The 17,144-nt window shown below is 71.0% G+C and carries 16 protein-coding genes and 1 pseudogene; 5 read left to right on the plus strand and 12 right to left on the minus strand.

The window, feature by feature from the left end:
- Nucleotides 1-45: 45 nt before the first annotated feature.
- The gene (locus AB0C28_RS47040; protein WP_358082647.1) at nt 46-915 is read right to left on the minus strand and encodes an oxidoreductase; all 870 of its coding nucleotides are present in this window, start codon (nt 913-915) and stop codon (nt 46-48) included.
- A 158-nt stretch (nt 916-1,073) separates the two neighbouring features.
- Nucleotides 1,074-1,877 (minus strand): hypothetical protein, encoded by an 804-nt coding sequence (locus AB0C28_RS47045; RefSeq protein ID WP_358082650.1) that lies wholly within the window; start codon nt 1,875-1,877, stop codon nt 1,074-1,076.
- 73 nt (nt 1,878-1,950) lie between these two features.
- On the opposite strand from AB0C28_RS47045, the pseudogene AB0C28_RS47050 reads away from it, so the two are divergent.
- A pseudogene (locus tag AB0C28_RS47050) lies at nt 1,951-2,367 on the plus strand (Clp protease N-terminal domain-containing protein); the annotation flags it as partial.
- A 212-nt stretch (nt 2,368-2,579) separates the two neighbouring features.
- Here the strand turns inward: AB0C28_RS47050 and AB0C28_RS47055 are convergent.
- Entirely contained in the window at nt 2,580-3,602 is a 1,023-nt protein-coding gene (locus tag AB0C28_RS47055) for a GNAT family N-acetyltransferase (RefSeq protein WP_358082653.1), read from the minus strand.
- A gap of 109 nt (nt 3,603-3,711) precedes the next feature.
- On the opposite strand from AB0C28_RS47055, the gene AB0C28_RS47060 reads away from it, so the two are divergent.
- Nucleotides 3,712-5,082 (plus strand): FAD-dependent oxidoreductase, encoded by a 1,371-nt coding sequence (locus tag AB0C28_RS47060; protein WP_358082657.1) that lies wholly within the window; start codon nt 3,712-3,714, stop codon nt 5,080-5,082.
- Between the two features lie 12 nt (nt 5,083-5,094).
- On the plus strand, nt 5,095-6,693 hold the full coding sequence (locus AB0C28_RS47065) for an amidohydrolase (protein WP_358082660.1): 1,599 nt from the start codon (nt 5,095-5,097) through the stop codon (nt 6,691-6,693).
- Nucleotides 6,694-6,768: 75 nt separating this feature from the next.
- On the opposite strand, the gene AB0C28_RS47070 is transcribed toward AB0C28_RS47065, so the two are convergent.
- The 5 genes from AB0C28_RS47070 to gap form a co-directional block, all read right to left on the minus strand.
- Nucleotides 6,769-7,113 carry an RNA polymerase-binding protein RbpA gene (locus AB0C28_RS47070; RefSeq protein WP_090942943.1) on the minus strand — a complete coding sequence of 115 codons (345 nt, stop codon included), beginning with the start codon at nt 7,111-7,113 and terminating at the stop codon, nt 6,769-6,771.
- A 74-nt stretch (nt 7,114-7,187) separates the two neighbouring features.
- A complete protein-coding gene (secG, locus tag AB0C28_RS47075) occupies nt 7,188-7,418 on the minus strand; it encodes a preprotein translocase subunit SecG (protein ID WP_106251512.1) in 231 nt (76 codons plus the stop codon).
- A gap of 95 nt (nt 7,419-7,513) precedes the next feature.
- Nucleotides 7,514-8,296, minus strand: coding sequence for a triose-phosphate isomerase (gene tpiA, locus AB0C28_RS47080; RefSeq protein WP_357854403.1), 783 nt, complete (start codon nt 8,294-8,296; stop codon nt 7,514-7,516).
- Between the two features lie 3 nt (nt 8,297-8,299).
- The gene (locus AB0C28_RS47085; RefSeq protein ID WP_358082708.1) at nt 8,300-9,487 is read right to left on the minus strand and encodes a phosphoglycerate kinase; all 1,188 of its coding nucleotides are present in this window, start codon (nt 9,485-9,487) and stop codon (nt 8,300-8,302) included.
- A 40-nt stretch (nt 9,488-9,527) separates the two neighbouring features.
- A complete protein-coding gene (gap, locus tag AB0C28_RS47090) occupies nt 9,528-10,532 on the minus strand; it encodes a type I glyceraldehyde-3-phosphate dehydrogenase (RefSeq protein WP_357854406.1) in 1,005 nt (334 codons plus the stop codon).
- 208 nt (nt 10,533-10,740) lie between these two features.
- Here gap and AB0C28_RS47095 point away from each other — a divergent pair, with 208 nt between their 5' ends.
- The gene (locus tag AB0C28_RS47095) at nt 10,741-11,388 is read left to right on the plus strand and encodes a hypothetical protein (protein ID WP_357854409.1); all 648 of its coding nucleotides are present in this window, start codon (nt 10,741-10,743) and stop codon (nt 11,386-11,388) included.
- Between the two features lie 225 nt (nt 11,389-11,613).
- On the opposite strand, the gene whiA is transcribed toward AB0C28_RS47095, so the two are convergent.
- Together whiA and yvcK are read right to left on the minus strand one after the other, a co-directional pair.
- Entirely contained in the window at nt 11,614-12,594 is a 981-nt protein-coding gene (whiA, locus tag AB0C28_RS47100) for a DNA-binding protein WhiA (RefSeq protein ID WP_026214667.1), read from the minus strand.
- A 71-nt stretch (nt 12,595-12,665) separates the two neighbouring features.
- The gene (gene yvcK, locus AB0C28_RS47105; protein ID WP_357854525.1) at nt 12,666-13,583 is read right to left on the minus strand and encodes a uridine diphosphate-N-acetylglucosamine-binding protein YvcK; all 918 of its coding nucleotides are present in this window, start codon (nt 13,581-13,583) and stop codon (nt 12,666-12,668) included.
- A gap of 18 nt (nt 13,584-13,601) precedes the next feature.
- Here yvcK and AB0C28_RS47110 point away from each other — a divergent pair, with 18 nt between their 5' ends.
- Nucleotides 13,602-14,186, plus strand: coding sequence for a hypothetical protein (locus tag AB0C28_RS47110; protein ID WP_358082663.1), 585 nt, complete (start codon nt 13,602-13,604; stop codon nt 14,184-14,186).
- Here the strand turns inward: AB0C28_RS47110 and rapZ are convergent.
- A complete protein-coding gene (gene rapZ, locus AB0C28_RS47115; protein ID WP_346111479.1) occupies nt 14,162-15,028 on the minus strand; it encodes an RNase adapter RapZ in 867 nt (288 codons plus the stop codon). The two genes, AB0C28_RS47110 and rapZ, sit on opposite strands and share 25 nt — an antisense overlap.
- A 175-nt stretch (nt 15,029-15,203) precedes the next feature.
- Complete coding sequence (gene uvrC, locus AB0C28_RS47120) at nt 15,204-17,108, minus strand: excinuclease ABC subunit UvrC (protein ID WP_357854530.1); 1,905 nt, start codon at nt 17,106-17,108, stop codon at nt 15,204-15,206.
- Between the last annotated feature and the right edge of the window lie 36 nt (nt 17,109-17,144).

Raw genomic sequence — 17,144 nt, forward strand, 5'->3', positions numbered from 1 at the left:
GAGACGCCCCGCCCCTCCCCCTGCGCGCAGCCCCGGCGCGTCCTCTCAGCGGCCGGCGAGCGCCTCGTACCGCACGCCGGTCAGTTCCTCCGAGACCTCCCACAGGCGCGCGGCCAGTTCCTCCGAGCGGGCCCGCTCCGACGGGACGAGCAGCTTGGCCTTGGGGCCGAAGTACTCGCCGCCGCGCACGTCGGGCGAGGTGGCCGCGTACAGCGAGGGGACGGCGCCCGCCGCGGCCGGCTTCAGCACCAGCCCCACCAGCGGCTGCAACGGCCCCAGCTTGACGATCCGGGTGGCCGTCACGCCGGGATGGGTCGCCGTGCTGAGCAGATCGACCCCCGCCTTGTCGGCCCGCCGCTGCAGTTCCAGCGCGAACAGCACGTTGGCGAGCTTGGAGCGCCCGTACGCGGACATGCGGCCGTAGCGGCGCTCCAGGCCCAGATCGTCGAAGTCGATCCGGCCCGCGTTGTGCGCGTCGCTGGTCACGGTCACGACCCGGGCGCCTGGAGCGGCGATCAGCAGCGGCAGCAGCAGCCCAGTGAGCGCGAAGTGCCCCAGATGGTTGGTGCCGAACTGCATCTCGAAGCCGTCCCTGGTCGTGCTCCTGGGGATCATGGCGATGCCGGCGTTGTTGATCAGCAGGTCGAGCTTGCGCACACCCGCGGCGAAGCCCCTGACCGAGGAGAGATCGGCGAGGTCGAGCCGCCCGTACTCGACCTGGGCCCCGGGCACCTCCCGCAGGATCCGCGCGACCGCCTCCTCGCCCCTGCCCTGGTCGCGCGCCGCCACGATGACGTGGGCGCCGTGCCTGGCCAGCTCCAGCGCGGTGGGGTACCCGATGCCGCTGTTGGCGCCGGTCACGACGGCCGACTTGCCGCTCAGGTCGGGCATGGAGGCTGGGGTCCAGGCGGTCATCGGCGCTCCAGGGGTGCGGAACCGTTGCGTAGATCACAGACTAAACGTTCCGGACGTTTCCTAGATCACCGGCGCAGCTTCAAAACGTCGCGCAAATCACCGGCGCACGTTCATGGTGCTTTGGAGATCACCGGCGCACGTTCAAGGCGCTGCGGAGATCACCGGCCGCGGTCCAGGCGCAGGCGGGCGTGCCGTTCCTCGCGCCGCGTCACCTCCAGCCGCTGGGCGCTGTCGTCCAGCTTCTTGCGTGCCTTGGCCAGCTTCCGCTCCAGCCGCGCCACCTTCTCCGCGCGCTCGCCGTGCTCCTTCTCGGCCGCGTCCAGGGCATCGCGCCACTCGCGGTGCGCCGCCTCGGCCTCCCGCCGTTCCTCGGCCTTCCTGGCCTCGGCCTCGGCGCGCTTCCTGGTCTCCTCCTCCCGAGCCTCCGCCCGCGCCTTCTCCGTGTCCTCCGTACCGCTGCCGCGTTTCCCCCTGGCGGCGGCGGGACGCCCGCGCGGAACGGGGGCGGGGGCGAAACCGCTGAACCGCAGTGGCTTGTCCAGCCGGCCGCGGCGCACCTCCTCGGCCGCGCCCGCGTCCACGACGGCGGCGTCCAGCGTCTGGTCCACCTCGGCCCCGGCGGCGGCCGACAGGTTCACGCCCTCCCGCGCGAGCCGGCCCGCCCTCCCGGTCACCTCGCCCCGCCGCCGGGTCAGCTCGGCCAGCTCGCCCGCGTCCTGCCGTTCCCAGGCCGCGCGCAGGCTCTCGCCCACGTCGAGGAGTTCGGCGAGCGCGTCGGGATGCTCACGGGCCAGCCGGTTCACCGCCCAGGCGGAGACCGTCGGCCGACGCAGTTTCGCGATCTCGCGCGAGAGCCGTACGTCCCCCGCGTCCTTGGCAGCGCGGGCCTCCGCCGTGCGCGCGGCGGTGAACTCGGACGGCGGCAACGCATACAGGCGGCCGGCCACCTCGTCAAGATCCACACAGGACAAATACCCCACACGGCCGGGTTTCTAGCGCATAGTGGAGGCAGCCCCAGCCGAACGGAGGCATCCGGTGTTCGAACGCTTCACCGACCGTGCGCGCAGGGTCGTCGTCCTCGCTCAGGAGGAGGCGCGGATGATGAGCCACAACTACATCGGCACAGAACATCTGCTGCTCGGCCTCGTCCACGAGGGTGAAGGGCTCGCCTCGCTGGTGCTCGACAGCTGCGGCGTGGACATCGAGCACGTACGCGCGTTCGTCGAGCGCGAGGCCGGCCACGGCAGCAAGGCGCCGAGCGGGCACATCCCGTTCACGCCGCGCGCCAAGAAGGTCCTGGAGCTGTCACTGCGCGAGGCGCTGCAGCTGCGGCACAACTACATCGGCACCGAGCACATCCTGCTCGGGCTGATCAGGGAGGGCGAGGGGCTGGCCGCATCGGCGCTGGCGGACGCCGGCGCTGACCTGGTGGATGTACGCCAGCGCGTGCTCGACCGGGTGGGCCGCGCCCCCAAGGAGCGCCCGGCCGAGATGTTCTTCGCCGGCGGCTCCGTGCTGAGCGAGCGGCTCACGCAGATCCAGGAGAGCCTCGACCGCATCGAACGCCACCTCGGCATCGAGAAGCGGGACCCACCTGGCCAGGCGGGCAACGACGAGGCGGGCCTGGGCTGAGGCGACCACGGGCCCACCTCAAGCCGAGGCCTTCAGATCGAGGCCAGCGCGCCGACCGGGAGCCGGGCCTCCATCACTCCCGGGTCCTCGGTGTAGGCGAGGCCGGCTCCCAGCGCGACCAGCAGCCGGCGCATCCGCGCGTTGTCCGACAGCATGGTGGCCCTGACCTCGGCGTAGCCCAAGTCGCGGGCCGCCCGTACGAGCATTCTGGCCATCGCCGTGCCCAGACCGCGCCCCTGCCAGCGGTCCTCGACCAGGAAGGCCATCTCCGCGATCCCGGGGTCGGGGGTGAACATGAGGTTGGCCATGCCCACCACCTGCCCGTCGTGGCCCGCGACCAGCGAATATCCCTTGCTCCTGTCACAGAGCTTGTCGAACGCGCGCGGCGGCAGCGCCGGCATGGCGGTGAAGTAGCGGAACCTGCGCGACTCCGGCGAGCACCTGTCGTGCAGGTCGCGCACGGCCTCGCGGTAGATCGAGGTGAGCGGGCGCACCGTCACCTCAGCTCCGTCGGCGAGCTTGATCGCGCGCTCGGCCATGGCCGGCTCCGTCGCGGGCTGGGCCAGCCGGGCGAAGGAGGCCGCCCTGGCCGCCTCGGTCAGCGTGAACGGCAGCTCGGAACGGCGCAGGCGGACGGCGCGCCTGGGCGCGACGGGAACGACGAGCTGGGTCGGGTCGGGAAGATCACTCACGGGCTCACCATAGATCCACCGGGCGTCGTCCGCGCGCAGCAGCTCGGCCAGCAGCTCCGGCAGCCGCCAGGGCATCGTGCGCAGCCTGGAGGCCAGCAGCAGCGCCCGGGTGGGCTCGTCGGTCAGCTCGTGGGCGGTGGCGGGCACCACCTCGACGCGGCGGCCGCCGGCCGCCTCAAGGGCCTCGCGCACGGTCTCGGCGCTGGCGGGGATGTCGGCGACGAACTCGTCGACGGTGCCGTCGGTGTCGGACTGTACGCTCAGGCCGAGGATGTTGCCGCCCCTGTCGGCAAGGGCCGAGGCCAGCGAGGCCAGCCGGCCGGGTCGCTCGTCCACCGTCGTTCGGATGCGCAGGAATCCCATGGGCACGAGCATGCCCCGCGGCTGTTACACGGTCGCTACCGACGTGTTTACATTGCGTATTTCGTCGCATGATGCGCCGACTTATCCCGATATAGGAGGATATGTCGCTATGAGTGTCCCTTTGTCGACCGGGTTCGTGAACGGCGACGTCTCCTTCTGGTACCGGTCGTCCGGGCTGCCCGCCGCCGGCCCGCGGCTCGACGGCGACCTGAGCGCCGACGTGGCCATCGTCGGCGCCGGCTACACGGGCCTGTGGACCGCCTACTACCTCAAGCGGGCCCGCCCGTCGCTGAACGTGGTGGTGCTGGAGCAGGAGTTCGCCGGGTTCGGGGCCTCGGGACGCAACGGCGGCTGGCTCACCGGCGACCTGGCCGGCTCGCACGAGCGCTACGGGGAGGGCGCGCGGCGGCTCCAGCGCGCCATGTACGCCTCGATCGACGAGGTCATCGCGGTCTGCGAGCGGGAGTCCATCGACTGCGACCTGGTCAAGGGCGGCGTGCTGAACGTCGCCCGCACCCCGGCCCAGGCCGCCCGGCTGCGCGAGACGGTGGCCTCCGCCCGCTCCTGGGGCATCGAGGAGCCCGATCTGCGCCTGGTGGACCCGGCGGACCGGGTACGCGTCTCCGGCGCTCTGGCGGCATCCTGGAGCCCCCACTGCGCCAGGATCCAGCCGGCCAAGCTGGCGCGCGGCCTGGCCAGGGCGGTGCGCGAGCTGGGCGTGCCCGTCTACGAGCGCACCCCGGTGACCGCCATCGCCCCGCACCGGGCGCGTACGCCGTACGGCACGGTGACGGCCGGCCACGTGATCCGCGCGACCGAGGGCTTCACCGCCCGGCTGCGCGGCCTGCGCAGGCAGTGGCTGCCGATGAACAGCTCGATGATCGTCACCGAGCCCCTCCCCGCGTCGTTCTGGGACGAGGTCGGCTGGCAGGGCGCGGAACTGCTCGGCGACATGGCCCACTACTACATGTACGCCCAGCGCACGGCCGATGACCGGATCGCCTTCGGCGGGCGCGGCCGCCCGTACCTGTACGGCTCGCGCGTGGACGCCCGCGGCCGCACCCACGAGTGGACCGTCGAGGCCCTGTGGCGGCTGCTGACCGGTTTCTTCCCCGCCGCCCGATCCGCCTCGGTCGCGCACGCCTGGTCGGGCGTGCTGGCGGTGCCGCGCGACTGGTGCTCGGCCGTGCACGTGGACCCCGCGACGGGCCTGGGCTGGGCGGGCGGCTACACCGGTCACGGCGTGACCACCACCAACCTGGCCGGGCGCACGCTGCGCGACCTGATACTCGGCGAGGAGACGGAGCTGACGTCGCTGCCATGGGTGGGCCACCGGGTGCGCCGCTGGGAGCCCGAGCCGCTGCGCTGGGCGGGCGTGCACGCGATGTACCGCCTCTACCGGATGGCCGACCACCGGGAGCGGACGATGCCGCGCACCTCCGCCCTGGCCCGGTTCGCCGATATGATCACCGGCCACTAGAAAGGAACGTCCATGAGCATCCTCTTCCGAGGCGGTCGCGTCTTCACCCCGAAGGGCGTCCTGGCCGGATCCGTGCTGGTGCGGGACGGCGTGATCGCCGCGGTGGTCGCGGAAGGGGAGCCGGCGCCGCGGGCCGGCGAGACGGTGGATCTCGACGGCGGGCTGCTGGTGCCCGGTTTCACCGACGCGCACATCCATCCCATCCAGGCGGGCCTAGAACGCGCGAAGTGCGATTTGTCCGACAAATACGGGCTGGACGCGTACAGAGAAAAGATCGCCGACTATGCGGCGAAAAATCTTGATAAAGAGTGGATTGATGGCGGCGGCTGGGACATGTCGGCATTTTCGGGTGGCTTGCCGCACCGCGAACAGATCGACTTCCTCGACCGCCCCGCTTATCTGATCCAGCGCGACCACCACGCCGCCTGGGTCAACACCCGCGCGCTCGAACGGGCTGGCATCACCCGCGACACGCCCGACCCCGCCGACGGCCGCATCGAGCGCGACGCCACCGGCGCGCCGACCGGTGTCCTGCACGAGGGCGCGATGGACCTGGTCGGCCTGCTCACGCCCCGCCCGACGCCCCAGGACCTCCAGGACGCGCTGGCGGAGGCGCAGCGGCACCTGTTCTCGCTGGGCATCACCGGCTGGCAGGACGCCATCGTGGGCTCCTACGCGGGCTCGCAGGACCAGCTGCCCGCCTACCTGGCCGCGGCCCGCTCGGGGACGCTGCGGGCGCGCGTCGTGGGCGCGCTGTGGTGGGACAGGACGCGTGGGCTCGATCAGATCGAGGAGCTGGTGGCGCGGCGCGCGTCGGCAGAGGGCCTCGACCGGTTCCGGGCCGGCTCGGTCAAGATCATGCAGGACGGCATCACGGAGAACTTCACCGCCGCGACCCTGGAGCCCTACTGCCTGTGCGGGGGCACGGGGCTGTCGTACGTGGATCCGGCACTGCTGCGCGAGTGCGTCGCCGAGCTCGACCGGCTCGGCTTCCAGGTGCATGTGCACGCCATCGGCGAGCGGGCGGTGCGCGAGGCGCTCGACTCCTTCGAGGGCACCGACCCCGCCAACCGGCACCACATCGCCCACCTGCAGATCATCGAGCCGTCCGACGTGCCGCGCTTCGCCGCCCTGGGCGTCACCGCCAACCTGCAGCCGCTGTGGGCCACGCATCACGCCCAGATGGACGAGCTGACGCTGCCGTACCTGGGCGAGCCGCGCTCGTCGTGGCAGTACCCGTTCGCGGACCTGCTGGCCACCGGGGCCCGCCTCTGCGCGGGCAGCGACTGGCCGGTCTCCGACGCCGATCCGCTGCAGGGCATGCACGTGGCGGTCAACCGCACCGAGCCCGGCGGTTCGCTGCACGCGGGCTACCCGACGGCGCAAACGCCGTTCCTGCCCGGCCAGCGGATGGACCTGGCCACGGCCATGACCGCGTACACGGCGGGCTCGGCCTGGATCAACCGCTCCCCCGCCGGCGTCATCGAGCCGGGCCGCCCCGCCGACCTGGTGGTGCTGGACCGCGACCCGTTCGAGCTGCCGCCGGACGAGATCTGGACGACGCGGGTGCGCATGACGTTCGTGGACGGCGAGCCGGTCCACGAACGCTGACGGAGGGTTCTCCTGCGGCGGACATGACGAAGGGGCCCCGGGCAGCCGCCCGGGGCCCCTCGCCGTCCGCCACCACTACCAGGGGGACTTGTTGTTGCGCAGGCGCTCCAGTGCTTCCTCCAGGATCGCCTTGCCGTCCTTGTCGCTCCTGCGCTCCTTCACGTAGGCCAGGTGCGTCTTGTACGGCTCGTTCTTCGGCGGGGCAGGCGGCGCCTCCTCGTCCTGTCCGGCCGGGAGACCACAACGCGGGCAGTCCCACAGCTCGGGCACCGCCGCGTCGCTGGCGAAGCTGGGGCGCGTCTCGTGCATGTTGGCGCACCAGAACGAGACCCGCACTCTCGGAGCCGCCTCGCCACGCTCGGCCTCCCCCATCGGGCCGGCGCCGACTCGGCTGCCACGGATCGCGTTGCCACTACCCACGGATGAACTCCTCGCTCGATCGCCCCGCGTACAGACACGGGGGGAGAATCACTGTCACGCGTTGACTTGCTTGCTCACGGCCTCATGAGCAGGCCGAGAGCGATGATGCAGACGAACCAGACCGTGCCGGTGATGACGGTCAGCCGGTCGAGGTTACGCTCCACCACCGAGGAACCACCGAAGTTCGACGAGAAGCCGCCGCCGAACATGTCAGACAGGCCACCGCCCTTGCCCTTGTGAAGCAGAACGAGCAGGATCATGAGAAGGCTCGCCAGGATGAGGGCGATGGAGATTCCGAGTACCACGGTATGCCTGTTCCTTCAGTGCTCTGTTACGCGTGACGATTCAAACTTGCCTCTTGAGGGTACGACCTGATGTCAAGTCGCACCCCCAGAACGGCTCAGTTGGCAGGCATATCGGAGAATCGGCAGATCTTCGCGAACTCTCCGGCGTCGATGCTGGCGCCACCGACGAGCGCGCCGTCGACATCCGGCTGAGCCATGATGCCGGCGACGTTTCCTGACTTGACCGAGCCACCGTAAAGGATACGGATCGCGGAGGCCACTTCGGGGTCGTAGAGCTCGGCGAGTCTGACCCGCAGCGCTCCGCAGACCTCCTGGGCGTCCTCCGGGGTGGCCACCTCACCGGTGCCGATCGCCCACACCGGTTCGTAGGCCACCACTATCGATTTTGCCTGCTCGGCGCTGATTTTGCGCAGCGCCCCGTCGAGTTGTCGCAAACAGTGCGCGATCTGGCCCCCCGCTTGACGCACGGGAAGGCCCTCCCCCACGCACAGGATGGGCGTCAGCGAGTGGCGGTAGGCCGCCCGGACCTTGCCGTTGACCAGGTCGTCGTCCTCGCGGTGGTACTGCCGGCGCTCGGAGTGGCCCACCACGACGTAGGTGCAGCCGAGCTTGGCCAGCATGGCGCCCGACACCTCGCCGGTGTAGGCGCCGCCGTCGTGCTCGGACAGGTCCTGGGCGCCGTAGACGATCCTGAGCTTGTCGCCGTCGACCAGGGTCTGGACGCTGCGCAGGTCGGTGAAGGGCGGCAGGACGGCGACCTCGGCCTTGTCGAAGTCCTTGTCGTTGAGCGCGAAGGCCAGCTTCTGTACCAGGGCGATGGCCTCGAAGTGGTTGAGGTTCATCTTCCAGTTGCCGGCGATGAGCGGCTTGCGCTGCACCGTTCAGTCCTCCAGGGCCGCGAGTCCGGGGAGGGTCTTGCCCTCCAGGTATTCGAGGCTGGCGCCGCCACCCGTGGAGATGTGGGAGAAGCCGTCCTCGGAGAGCTCCAGCTTGCGTACGGCCGCCGCCGAGTCGCCACCGCCCACCACGGTGAAGGCGTCGCCGGCGATCAGCGCCTCGGCCACCGCCCTGGTGCCGCCGGAGAACGCCTCGAACTCGAACACGCCCATCGGCCCGTTCCAGAACACCGTCCTGGCGTCGGCCAGCTTGGCCGCGAACAGCTCGCGCGTCTTCGGCCCGATGTCGAGCCCCTCCCGGTCGGCCGGGATGGCCGTGGCCTCGACCACGTCGTGCTCGGCGTCGGCGGCGAAGGTGACCGCCGCCAGCACGTCGACGGGCAGCACGAGCTCGACGCCCCGCCGCGCGGCCTCGTCGAGGAAGCCCCGCACCTGGTCGAGCTGGTCCTCCTGGAGCAGCGACCTCCCGACCTCGTGGCCCTGGGCCTTGAGGAAGGTGTAGGCCATGCCGCCGCCGATGAGCAGCCGGTCGACCTTGGTCAGCAGGTTGGCGATGACGCCGAGCTTGTCGGAGACCTTGGCCCCGCCCAGCACCACCACGTAGGGCCGCTCGGGGCTCTCGGTCAGCTTGCGCAGCACCTCGACCTCGGCCACGACCAGCCCGCCCGCGGCGTGCGGCAGCAGCCTGGGCACGTCGTAGACGCTGGCGTGCTTGCGGTGCACGGCGCCGAAGCCGTCGCCCACGTAGAGCTCGGCCAGCCCCGCCAGCCTGGCCGCGAACTCACCGCGCGCGGCGTCGTCCTTGGACTCCTCGCCCGGCTCGTAGCGCAGGTTTTCCAGCAGGGCCACCTGGCCGTCCTGGAGCGCCTCGACCGTGCTCCGCGCGCTCTCGCCGACCACGTCGGAGGCGAAGGCCACGTCCTGGCCGAGCAGCTCGCCGAGCCGCGCGGCGACGGGCGCGAGCGAGTATTCCGGGTTGACCTTGCCCTTGGGCCTGCCCAGGTGGGCGCAGACGACGACCTTGGCGCCCCGTTCGAGCAGGGCCTTGATCGTCGGCACCGACGCCCGGATGCGGCCGTCGTCGGTGATCGTCTCCCCGTCGAGGGGGACGTTGAGGTCGGCGCGCACGAGCACGCGCCGCCCCTTCACGTCGAGATCGTCGAGCGTGCGCATGCTCATGCTCCCGTGGTAAAGAGGCCGTCCTGACCTTCGCTCACAGACCGCGGCCGACGAGCTCGACCAGGTCGGCGAGGCGGTTGGAGTAGCCCCACTCGTTGTCGTACCAGCCGACGACCTTGACCTGGTTGCCGATGACCTTGGTCAGACCGGCGTCGAAGACGCAGGAGGCCGGGTCGGTCACGATGTCGGAGGAGACGATCTCGTCCTCGGTGTAGCTGAGGATGCCCTTGAGCGGGCCCTCGGCGGCGGCCTTGACCGCGGCGTTGACCTCCTCGACGGTGACGTCGCGGCTGACCTCGACGGTCAGGTCGGTGGCCGAGCCCGTGGGGATCGGCACGCGCATGGCGAACCCGTCGAGCTTGCCCTTGAGCTCGGGCAGCACCAGGCCGATGGCCTTGGCGGCGCCGGTCGAGGTGGGCACCACGTTGAGCGCGGCGGCGCGGGCGCGGCGCAGGTCCTTGTGCGGGCCGTCCTGGAGGTTCTGGTCCTGCGTGTAGGCGTGGATGGTGGTCATCAGCCCCTTCTCGATGGTGAAGGAGTCGTGCAGGACCTTGGCCATCGGCGCCAGGCAGTTGGTGGTGCAGGAGGCGTTGGAGATGATCGTGTGGCTGGCCGGGTCGTACGCGCCGTCGTTGACGCCCAGCACGAGGGTGACGTCCTCGTTCTTCGCCGGGGCGGAGATGATCACCTTCTTGGCGCCGTTGTCGGCGTGCACCCGCGCCTTGCTGGCGTCGGTGAACAGGCCGGTCGACTCCACCACCACGTCAACGCCGAGGTCGCCCCAGGGCAGCTTGCCCGGGTCACGCTCAGCGAAGACCTTGATGGCCTTGCCGTCAACGGTGATCTCGTCACTGGTCGCCTTGACCTCGTAGGGCAGGCGGCCGAGGATGCTGTCGTACTTCAGCAGGTGGGCGAGCGTCGCGGTGTCGGTCAGGTCGTTGACCGCGACGATCTCGATGTCCTTGCCGCTGGCGGCGACAGCGCGCCAGAAGTTGCGACCGATGCGGCCGAAGCCGTTGACGCCTACGCGAATGCTCACGGGAACCGATCTCCTCGAACAGATGGCGGGCTGGATCCTTCAGCCACCGGCGGGCGGGATCCTCAACCACGAACCCTATCGGACCCAAATTGGTTTAGACCACTTCAGGTCCCGCCCTGTGAATCACCGTTCTGGCGACACGTTTTGAGAGGTTCGAGTAAAGTGCCCGACTCGTCGGAGTAAATTCGTGCATTCTCTGGGGGCTGAGATGTCACATAACCGGTCCGGCCTACTGCCCGGACTTCTAGCAGGGCTGCTCGCCGCGCTCGTCTGCGCGGCCGGCATGGGGATGGTCGTGCTGTTCCAGCAGAGCCTGCCGGCCGCCGTCATCACGTTGTGGGGCGGCCATCCGGTCCTGCTGGGCCTGTCGCTCGTGATCGCCGCACTGGTCGCTCTCGCGATGGGCGCCGTACGTCCGCGCTCCCTCGTCCTGCTCCCGTTCGCCGCGCTGTTCGCGGGCGGCGCGGTCGCGGCCGGGCAGATCACGGGCTCCTCCATCCTGTACGGCGCCGCCCTGCGCGGCGCCCCTTCGCCCGAGCCGGCCCCCGCCGACCTGGGCGACATCGACATGACCAACTTCAACACCGGCCTGCAGGACGCGCTCGCGCTGTACCGGGGGCCGCTCGCGGAGACGTGGTCCGCCTGGCTGTACGTCGCCGTGGCGGCCGTGGCCGCGTTCGCCCTGCTCACGCTGCGGGTGACGCGGGTGCGGCGGGCCCAGCGGGCGCAGGAGGACGCGGCGGAGGCCGAGGAGACCAAGGAGCCTGAGTACCGGGCCCCGTTCGAACCCGCCCAGCAGCCCACCCCGAAGACCACGGCCGACCTCTTCACCCCCCGCAAGCCCGTGAAGGACTGACGGGTCCCTCAACCCGCACCCGCCCGCCACGCCCGCCTGCTCACGGCGACACACCGGCGGCGACACGTCCGGCACAGCGGGACCCGCCACCCCAGGACGGCCAGCCGTCCGCCATCCCACGACGAAGGCGGCCACCACCGCGTGACGCGCTCCCGGACACCCCCCTGAGCGCCCGCGTGCAACCTGCCCGCCACGCGAAAGCAGCCGCCTGACCGTCGCGTCACCTCACGGCGCGAGCATGTCCACTGTGAGATTGGCCTCAGTGTTGGGGATCCCCAGATCGGAGGCCCGTTTGTCGGCCATCGCCAGCAACCGCCGGATCCGTCCGGCGATCGCGTCCTTGGTCAGCGGCGGGTCGGCGATCTGCCCCAGCTCCTCCAGCGACGCCTGCTTGTGCTCCACCCGCAGCCGACCGGCCACGACCAGGTGCTCGGGCGCCTCGTCTCCCAGGATCTCCAGCGCCCGCTGCACGCGGGCCCCCGCCGCGACCGCGGCCCTGGCGGAACGACGCAGGTTGGCGTCGTCGAAGTTGGCCAGGCGGTTGGCGGTGGCGCGCACCTCGCGCCGCATCCGCCGCTCCTCCCAGGCCAGCACGCTGTCGTGCGCCCCGAGCCGGGTGAGCAGCGCGCTGATCGCGTCACCGTCGCGCACCACCACCCGGTCCACGCCGCGCACCTCGCGCGCCTTGGCGTGGATCTTCAACCGCCGTGCCGAGCCCACCAGTGCCAGCGCCGCCTCCGGCCCCGGGCAGGTGACCTCCAGCGACATGGAGCGCCCCGGCTCTGTGAGCGAGCCGTGCGCCAGGAAGGCCCCCCGCCAGGCGGCCTCCGCGTCGCAGGCGGCCCCCGCCACGACCTGACGCGGCAGCCCGCGCACCGGGCGGCCGTGGTTGTCGATGAGGCCCGTCTGACGGGCCAGCGCCTCACCGTCGCGGTAGACGCGTACGACGTAGCGCGAGCCCTTGCGCAGCCCGGCGGGCGCGAGCACGAGCACCTCCGCCTTGTGCCCGAAGACCTCGCCGATGTCCTTGATCAGCCGCCGTGCGGTGGCGTTGGTGTCGAGTTCGGCCTCTATCACGATCCGGCCGCCCACCAGGTGCAGGCCGCTGGCGAACCGCAGCAGCGTCGAAACCTCCGCCTTTCGGCAGCACGGCTTGAGCACCGGCAGGCGGCTCAGTTCGTCTTTCACCACACCTGTCATCGCCATGCGTTAGTCCTCTCCCCCATTCAGACCGGCTCCTTTGAGTCTCTCGCACCTTCGCGCCACGCCGACCAGGATCAACGCTTCTGGAGGAAAATCTCGTCCAGGACGGAGGCAAGACGTCGTGGGTCATGCCGCGCGGAGCCGTCGGCGGCGGCCACGTCGGCCATGACGAGCCGGGCGCCGAGCGCCGCCGCCGCCTTCTCCAGGGCGTCGGGATCGTCCACGACACCGGTGTCGGCGAGCACGACGTCGATCGACAGGCCGGGTGCGTGCTGTCGGAGCACCTCCAGGTGCTGTTGGGGGGAGAAGTCGTCGGTCTCACCCGGCTGGGGGGCGAGGTTGAGCGTGACGAGCCGCTTGGCCCTGGTCGCGTGCAGGGCCCTGGCCAGCTCGGGCACCTTGAGGTGCGGCAGCACGCTGGTGAACCACGACCCGGGCCCGAACACCACCCAGTCGGCCTCCAGCACCGCCGCCACGGCCTCAGGCCGCGCCGGCGGGTCCTCGGGCACGAGGGAGATCGCCTGTACGCGACCGGGCGTCAGGGCGCACGCCACCTGCCCGCGTACGGTCGAGGTGACGCCGTCGAGCTCCACCTCCGCCACGATGTCGAGCGGCACGGAGGCCATCGGCAGCACCCGGCCGTGCGCGCCCAGCAGCCGCCCGACCCAGTCGAGCCCCGCCACGGGGTCGCCGAGCAGCTCCCACAGCGCCACGATGAGCAGGTTGCCGACAGCGTGCCCGTGCAGGTCGCCCTCACTGCGGAAGCGGTGCTGCACCACCTCGCTCCAGGTGCTGCCCCACTCGTCGTCACCGCACAGCGCGGCCAGCGCCATGCGCAGGTCGCCGGGCGGCAGCACACCGAGCTCCCGGCGCAACCGTCCACTGGAGCCGCCGTCGTCGGCGACGGTCACCACGGCGGTCAACCGGTCGGTGACCATCCGTAAGGCCGACAGGGACGCGTACAGGCCGTGCCCGCCGCCGAGCGCGACCACCGGCGGCCCGAACCCGCCGTGCCACGGCGCGCCCACACCACCGTCGCGAACCTCAGGCTCCTGCTCCCGCGCATCCGCGTCACCCACGCCGCCGCCCCGCTCCTCCCGCGCGACCACGCCGGCCACGACCCCACCGTCCGCAACCCCGCTGTCTTCGCCCACGCCGGCCCCGGCACCACGCCCGGAAGACTCACCGTCGATCATGCCGCTGCCGGAAACCCCAGCTGGAGACACAGCGCCGCCGGAACCTCCACCGGCCGCGGCCACGACGCCATCGTCCGCAACGCCACCATCGGGAGCCCTTCCGTCCAAAACGCCACCACCGCGAGCCGCACCGTCCACGGCACCACCGCCGGGGACGCCACGATCCGGACCGGTAAGGTCCAGAACCTCGCGATTCAGGACACCACGGCCCGAGACACCACGGTCGGCAACCTCATGGTCGGAAGGGTCGCCACAAGGCACGTCTCCACCCGGCCCGCCAACCACCAGCGACGGACCCTGATGACCGCGCCCGCCGAGGCCGGGCCCAGCGTCGCCTACCGGAACCGGCAGAGCGGCTTCGACGTCTTCATCGGTCACTCCCGCCCCACATCCCGGTGACTCACCTGGACCTCCATCCCGCGGTCGCGCAGGCGGGCGGCGACCTGCTCGGCCATCGCGACGCTGCGATGCTTGCCGCCCGTGCATCCCACCGCAAGCGTGGCATAGCTCTTGCCCTCGCGCGCGTATCCGGCCGCGACCACCTGGAGGACCTCCTCGTAGGCGTCGAGGAACTCCTTGGCCCCCGGCTGGCCGAGGACGTAGTCGCTCACGGGGGCGTCGAGGCCGTTCATCGGCCGCAGCTCGGGCACCCAGTGCGGGTTGGGCAGGAACCGGCAGTCGACCACCAGGTCGGCGTCGACGGGCAGCCCGTACTTGAAGCCGAACGACACGACGTTGAGCCGCAGCCCGGGACGGTCTTCCCCGCCGAAGTAGGCGACGATCTTGTTGCGCAGGTCGTGCACGTTGTGCGAGGAGGTGTCGATGACCAGGTCGGCGTTGGCGCGCACCTCCCGCAGGATGCCGCGTTCGCGGGTGATCCCGTCGACCAGCCGCCCCTCGCCCTGGAGGGGATGCGGTCTGCGGACGTTTTCGAACCTGCGCACCAGCTCTTCGTCGCTGGCCTCCAGGAACACCACCCGCACGCGTACGCCGCGCCCTTCGAGCTCCTCGATGGCCGCGTTGAGGTCGGTGGTGAAGGCCAGGCTGCGCACGTCGACGACGGCGGCCACTTTGTCGGCGGCGAGTTTGACCTTGCCCGCCTCCTCGGCCATCGCGAACAGCAGCCCCGGCGGCAGGTTGTCGATGACGAACCAGCCCAGGTCCTCCAGCGCCTTGGCGGCGGTGCTGCGCCCGGCCCCTGACATGCCGGTGACGATGACGAACGCCGGCCCGGCGCTCATCGCGTCACCCCGCGCGGAACCGGCGCCGCGCGCTTCGCGGGCGATGCCCGCGCCACCCCGTGCGTCGCTCATCGTGTCACCCCGTCAGGGGTGATCGATGGTTTCGACGGGGCCCGGCCATGACGGGCCGGACCGTACGCCTCTTCGGCGTGAACACCCTGGCATCCTGGCGAGATCAAGGTGACTCTCCCTTCAGCGTCGACACGATGACCTCGGCGATGGACGGGCCGATGCCGGGAACCGCGCAGATTTCATCGGCAGTGGCCTCACGTAGCTTTTTCACGGAGCCGAAGTGTTTGAGCAGCGCCTGCCTGCGCGCCGGCCCCAGGCCGGGCACACCGTCGAGCGCACTCTCCTTCACCGTCTTTGACCTCTTGGAACGATGGTAGGTGATGGCGAACCTGTGTGCCTCGTCACGCACCCGTTGCAGCAGGTAGAGACCCTCGCTTGAACGAGGCATGATCACCGGCTGGTCGTCGCCGGGCAGCCACACCTCCTCCAGCCGCTTGGCCAGACCGCACACGGCCACGTCGTCGATGCCGAGCTCGTCGAGGGCCCGCTGCGCGGCGGCCGCCTGCGGGCCGGCGCCGTCGACCACGACGAGGTTGGGCGGGTAGGCGAACTTGCGCGGTTTGCCGGTCTCCGGGTCGATGGGGCCCGCTCCGGCGTCGTCGTCGGGGGCCAGCTCGCCGGTCGCGGAGCGTTCCTCCAGATAGCGGCGGAACCGGCGCATGATCACCTCGTGGATCGAGGCGACGTCGCCCTCCTTGGTCTTGACGGCGAAACGCCGGTATTCGCTCTTGCGCGCCAGGCCGTCCTCGAAGACCACCATCGACGCCACGACGTTCTCGCCCTGCAGGTGGGAGACGTCGTAGCACTCGACGCGCAGCGGCGCCTGGTCGAGGTCGAGCGCGTCGGCGATCTCCTGCAGCGCCTTGCTGCGGGTGGTCAGGTCGCTGGCGCGGCGGATCTTGTGCTGCGCCAGGGACTCCTTGGCGTTGCGCTCGACGGTCTCCATCAGCGACTTCTTGTCGCCGCGCTGGGGCACGCGCACCTCGACGCGGGAGCGGCGCTGCTCGGTCAGCAGCTCGGCGACGGCCTCGGCGTCGGGCGGCAGGTGCGGGACGAGCACCTCGCGGGGCATCGAGTCGGGGCTGGCCTCGCCGTACATCTGCAGCAGGAACTGCTCGACCAGCTCGCCGGGCGTGCTCTCCTCGACCTTGTCGACGACCCAGCCGCGCTGGCCGCGGATGCGTCCGCCGCGTACGTAGAAGACCTGGACGGCGGCCTCCAGCGGATCTTCGGCCAGGGCGATGACGTCGGCGTCGGTGCCCTCCCCGAGCACGACCGCCTGCTTCTCCAGCGCCCGCTGCAGCGCCTGGATGTCGTCGCGCAGCCGGGCCGCCCGCTCGTATTCCTGCTCGGCGGCGGCCTCGCGCATCTCCTTCTCCAGCCGCTTGATGAAGCGGGTGGTGTTGCCGGCCATGAAGTCGCAGAAGTCTTCGGCCAGGTCGCGGTGCTCGTCGGGGCTGACCCGGCCGACGCAGGGCGCCGAGCACTTGTCGATGTAGCCGAGCAGGCACGGCCGGCCGATCTGCCCGGCCCGCTTGAACACCCCGGCGCTGCACGTGCGTACGGGGAAGACGCGCAGCAGCAGGTCGACCGTCTCGCGGATGGCCCAGGCGTGGGAGTAGGGGCCGAAGTAGCGGGTGCCCTTGCGCTTGGCGCCGCGCATGACCTGCACGCGCGGGAAGTCCTCGCCCATGGTCACCGCGAGGTAGGGGTAGGACTTGTCGTCGCGGTACTTGACGTTGAAGCGCGGGTCGAACTCCTTGATCCAGGAGTATTCGAGCTGCAGCGCCTCCACCTCGGTGCCGACGACCGTCCAGTCGACGTCGGCGGCCGTGGTCAGCATCGACTGCGTGCGCGGATGCAGCGCGGAGAAGTCGGCGAAGTAGGAGTTGAGCCGCTGTCGCAGGCTCTTGGCCTTGCCGACGTAGATCACCCGGCCGTGCGTGTCCCTGAACCGGTAGACCCCTGGGGACTCGGGAATCGACCCCGGCTTGGGCCGGAAACTCAAGGTGCTGCCCGTTGATCTGACCACGCTGCCAGCCTA

Source organism: Nonomuraea sp. NPDC048892 (assembly GCF_040649735.1).
Lineage (GTDB): Bacteria > Actinomycetota > Actinomycetes > Streptosporangiales > Streptosporangiaceae > Nonomuraea > Nonomuraea maheshkhaliensis.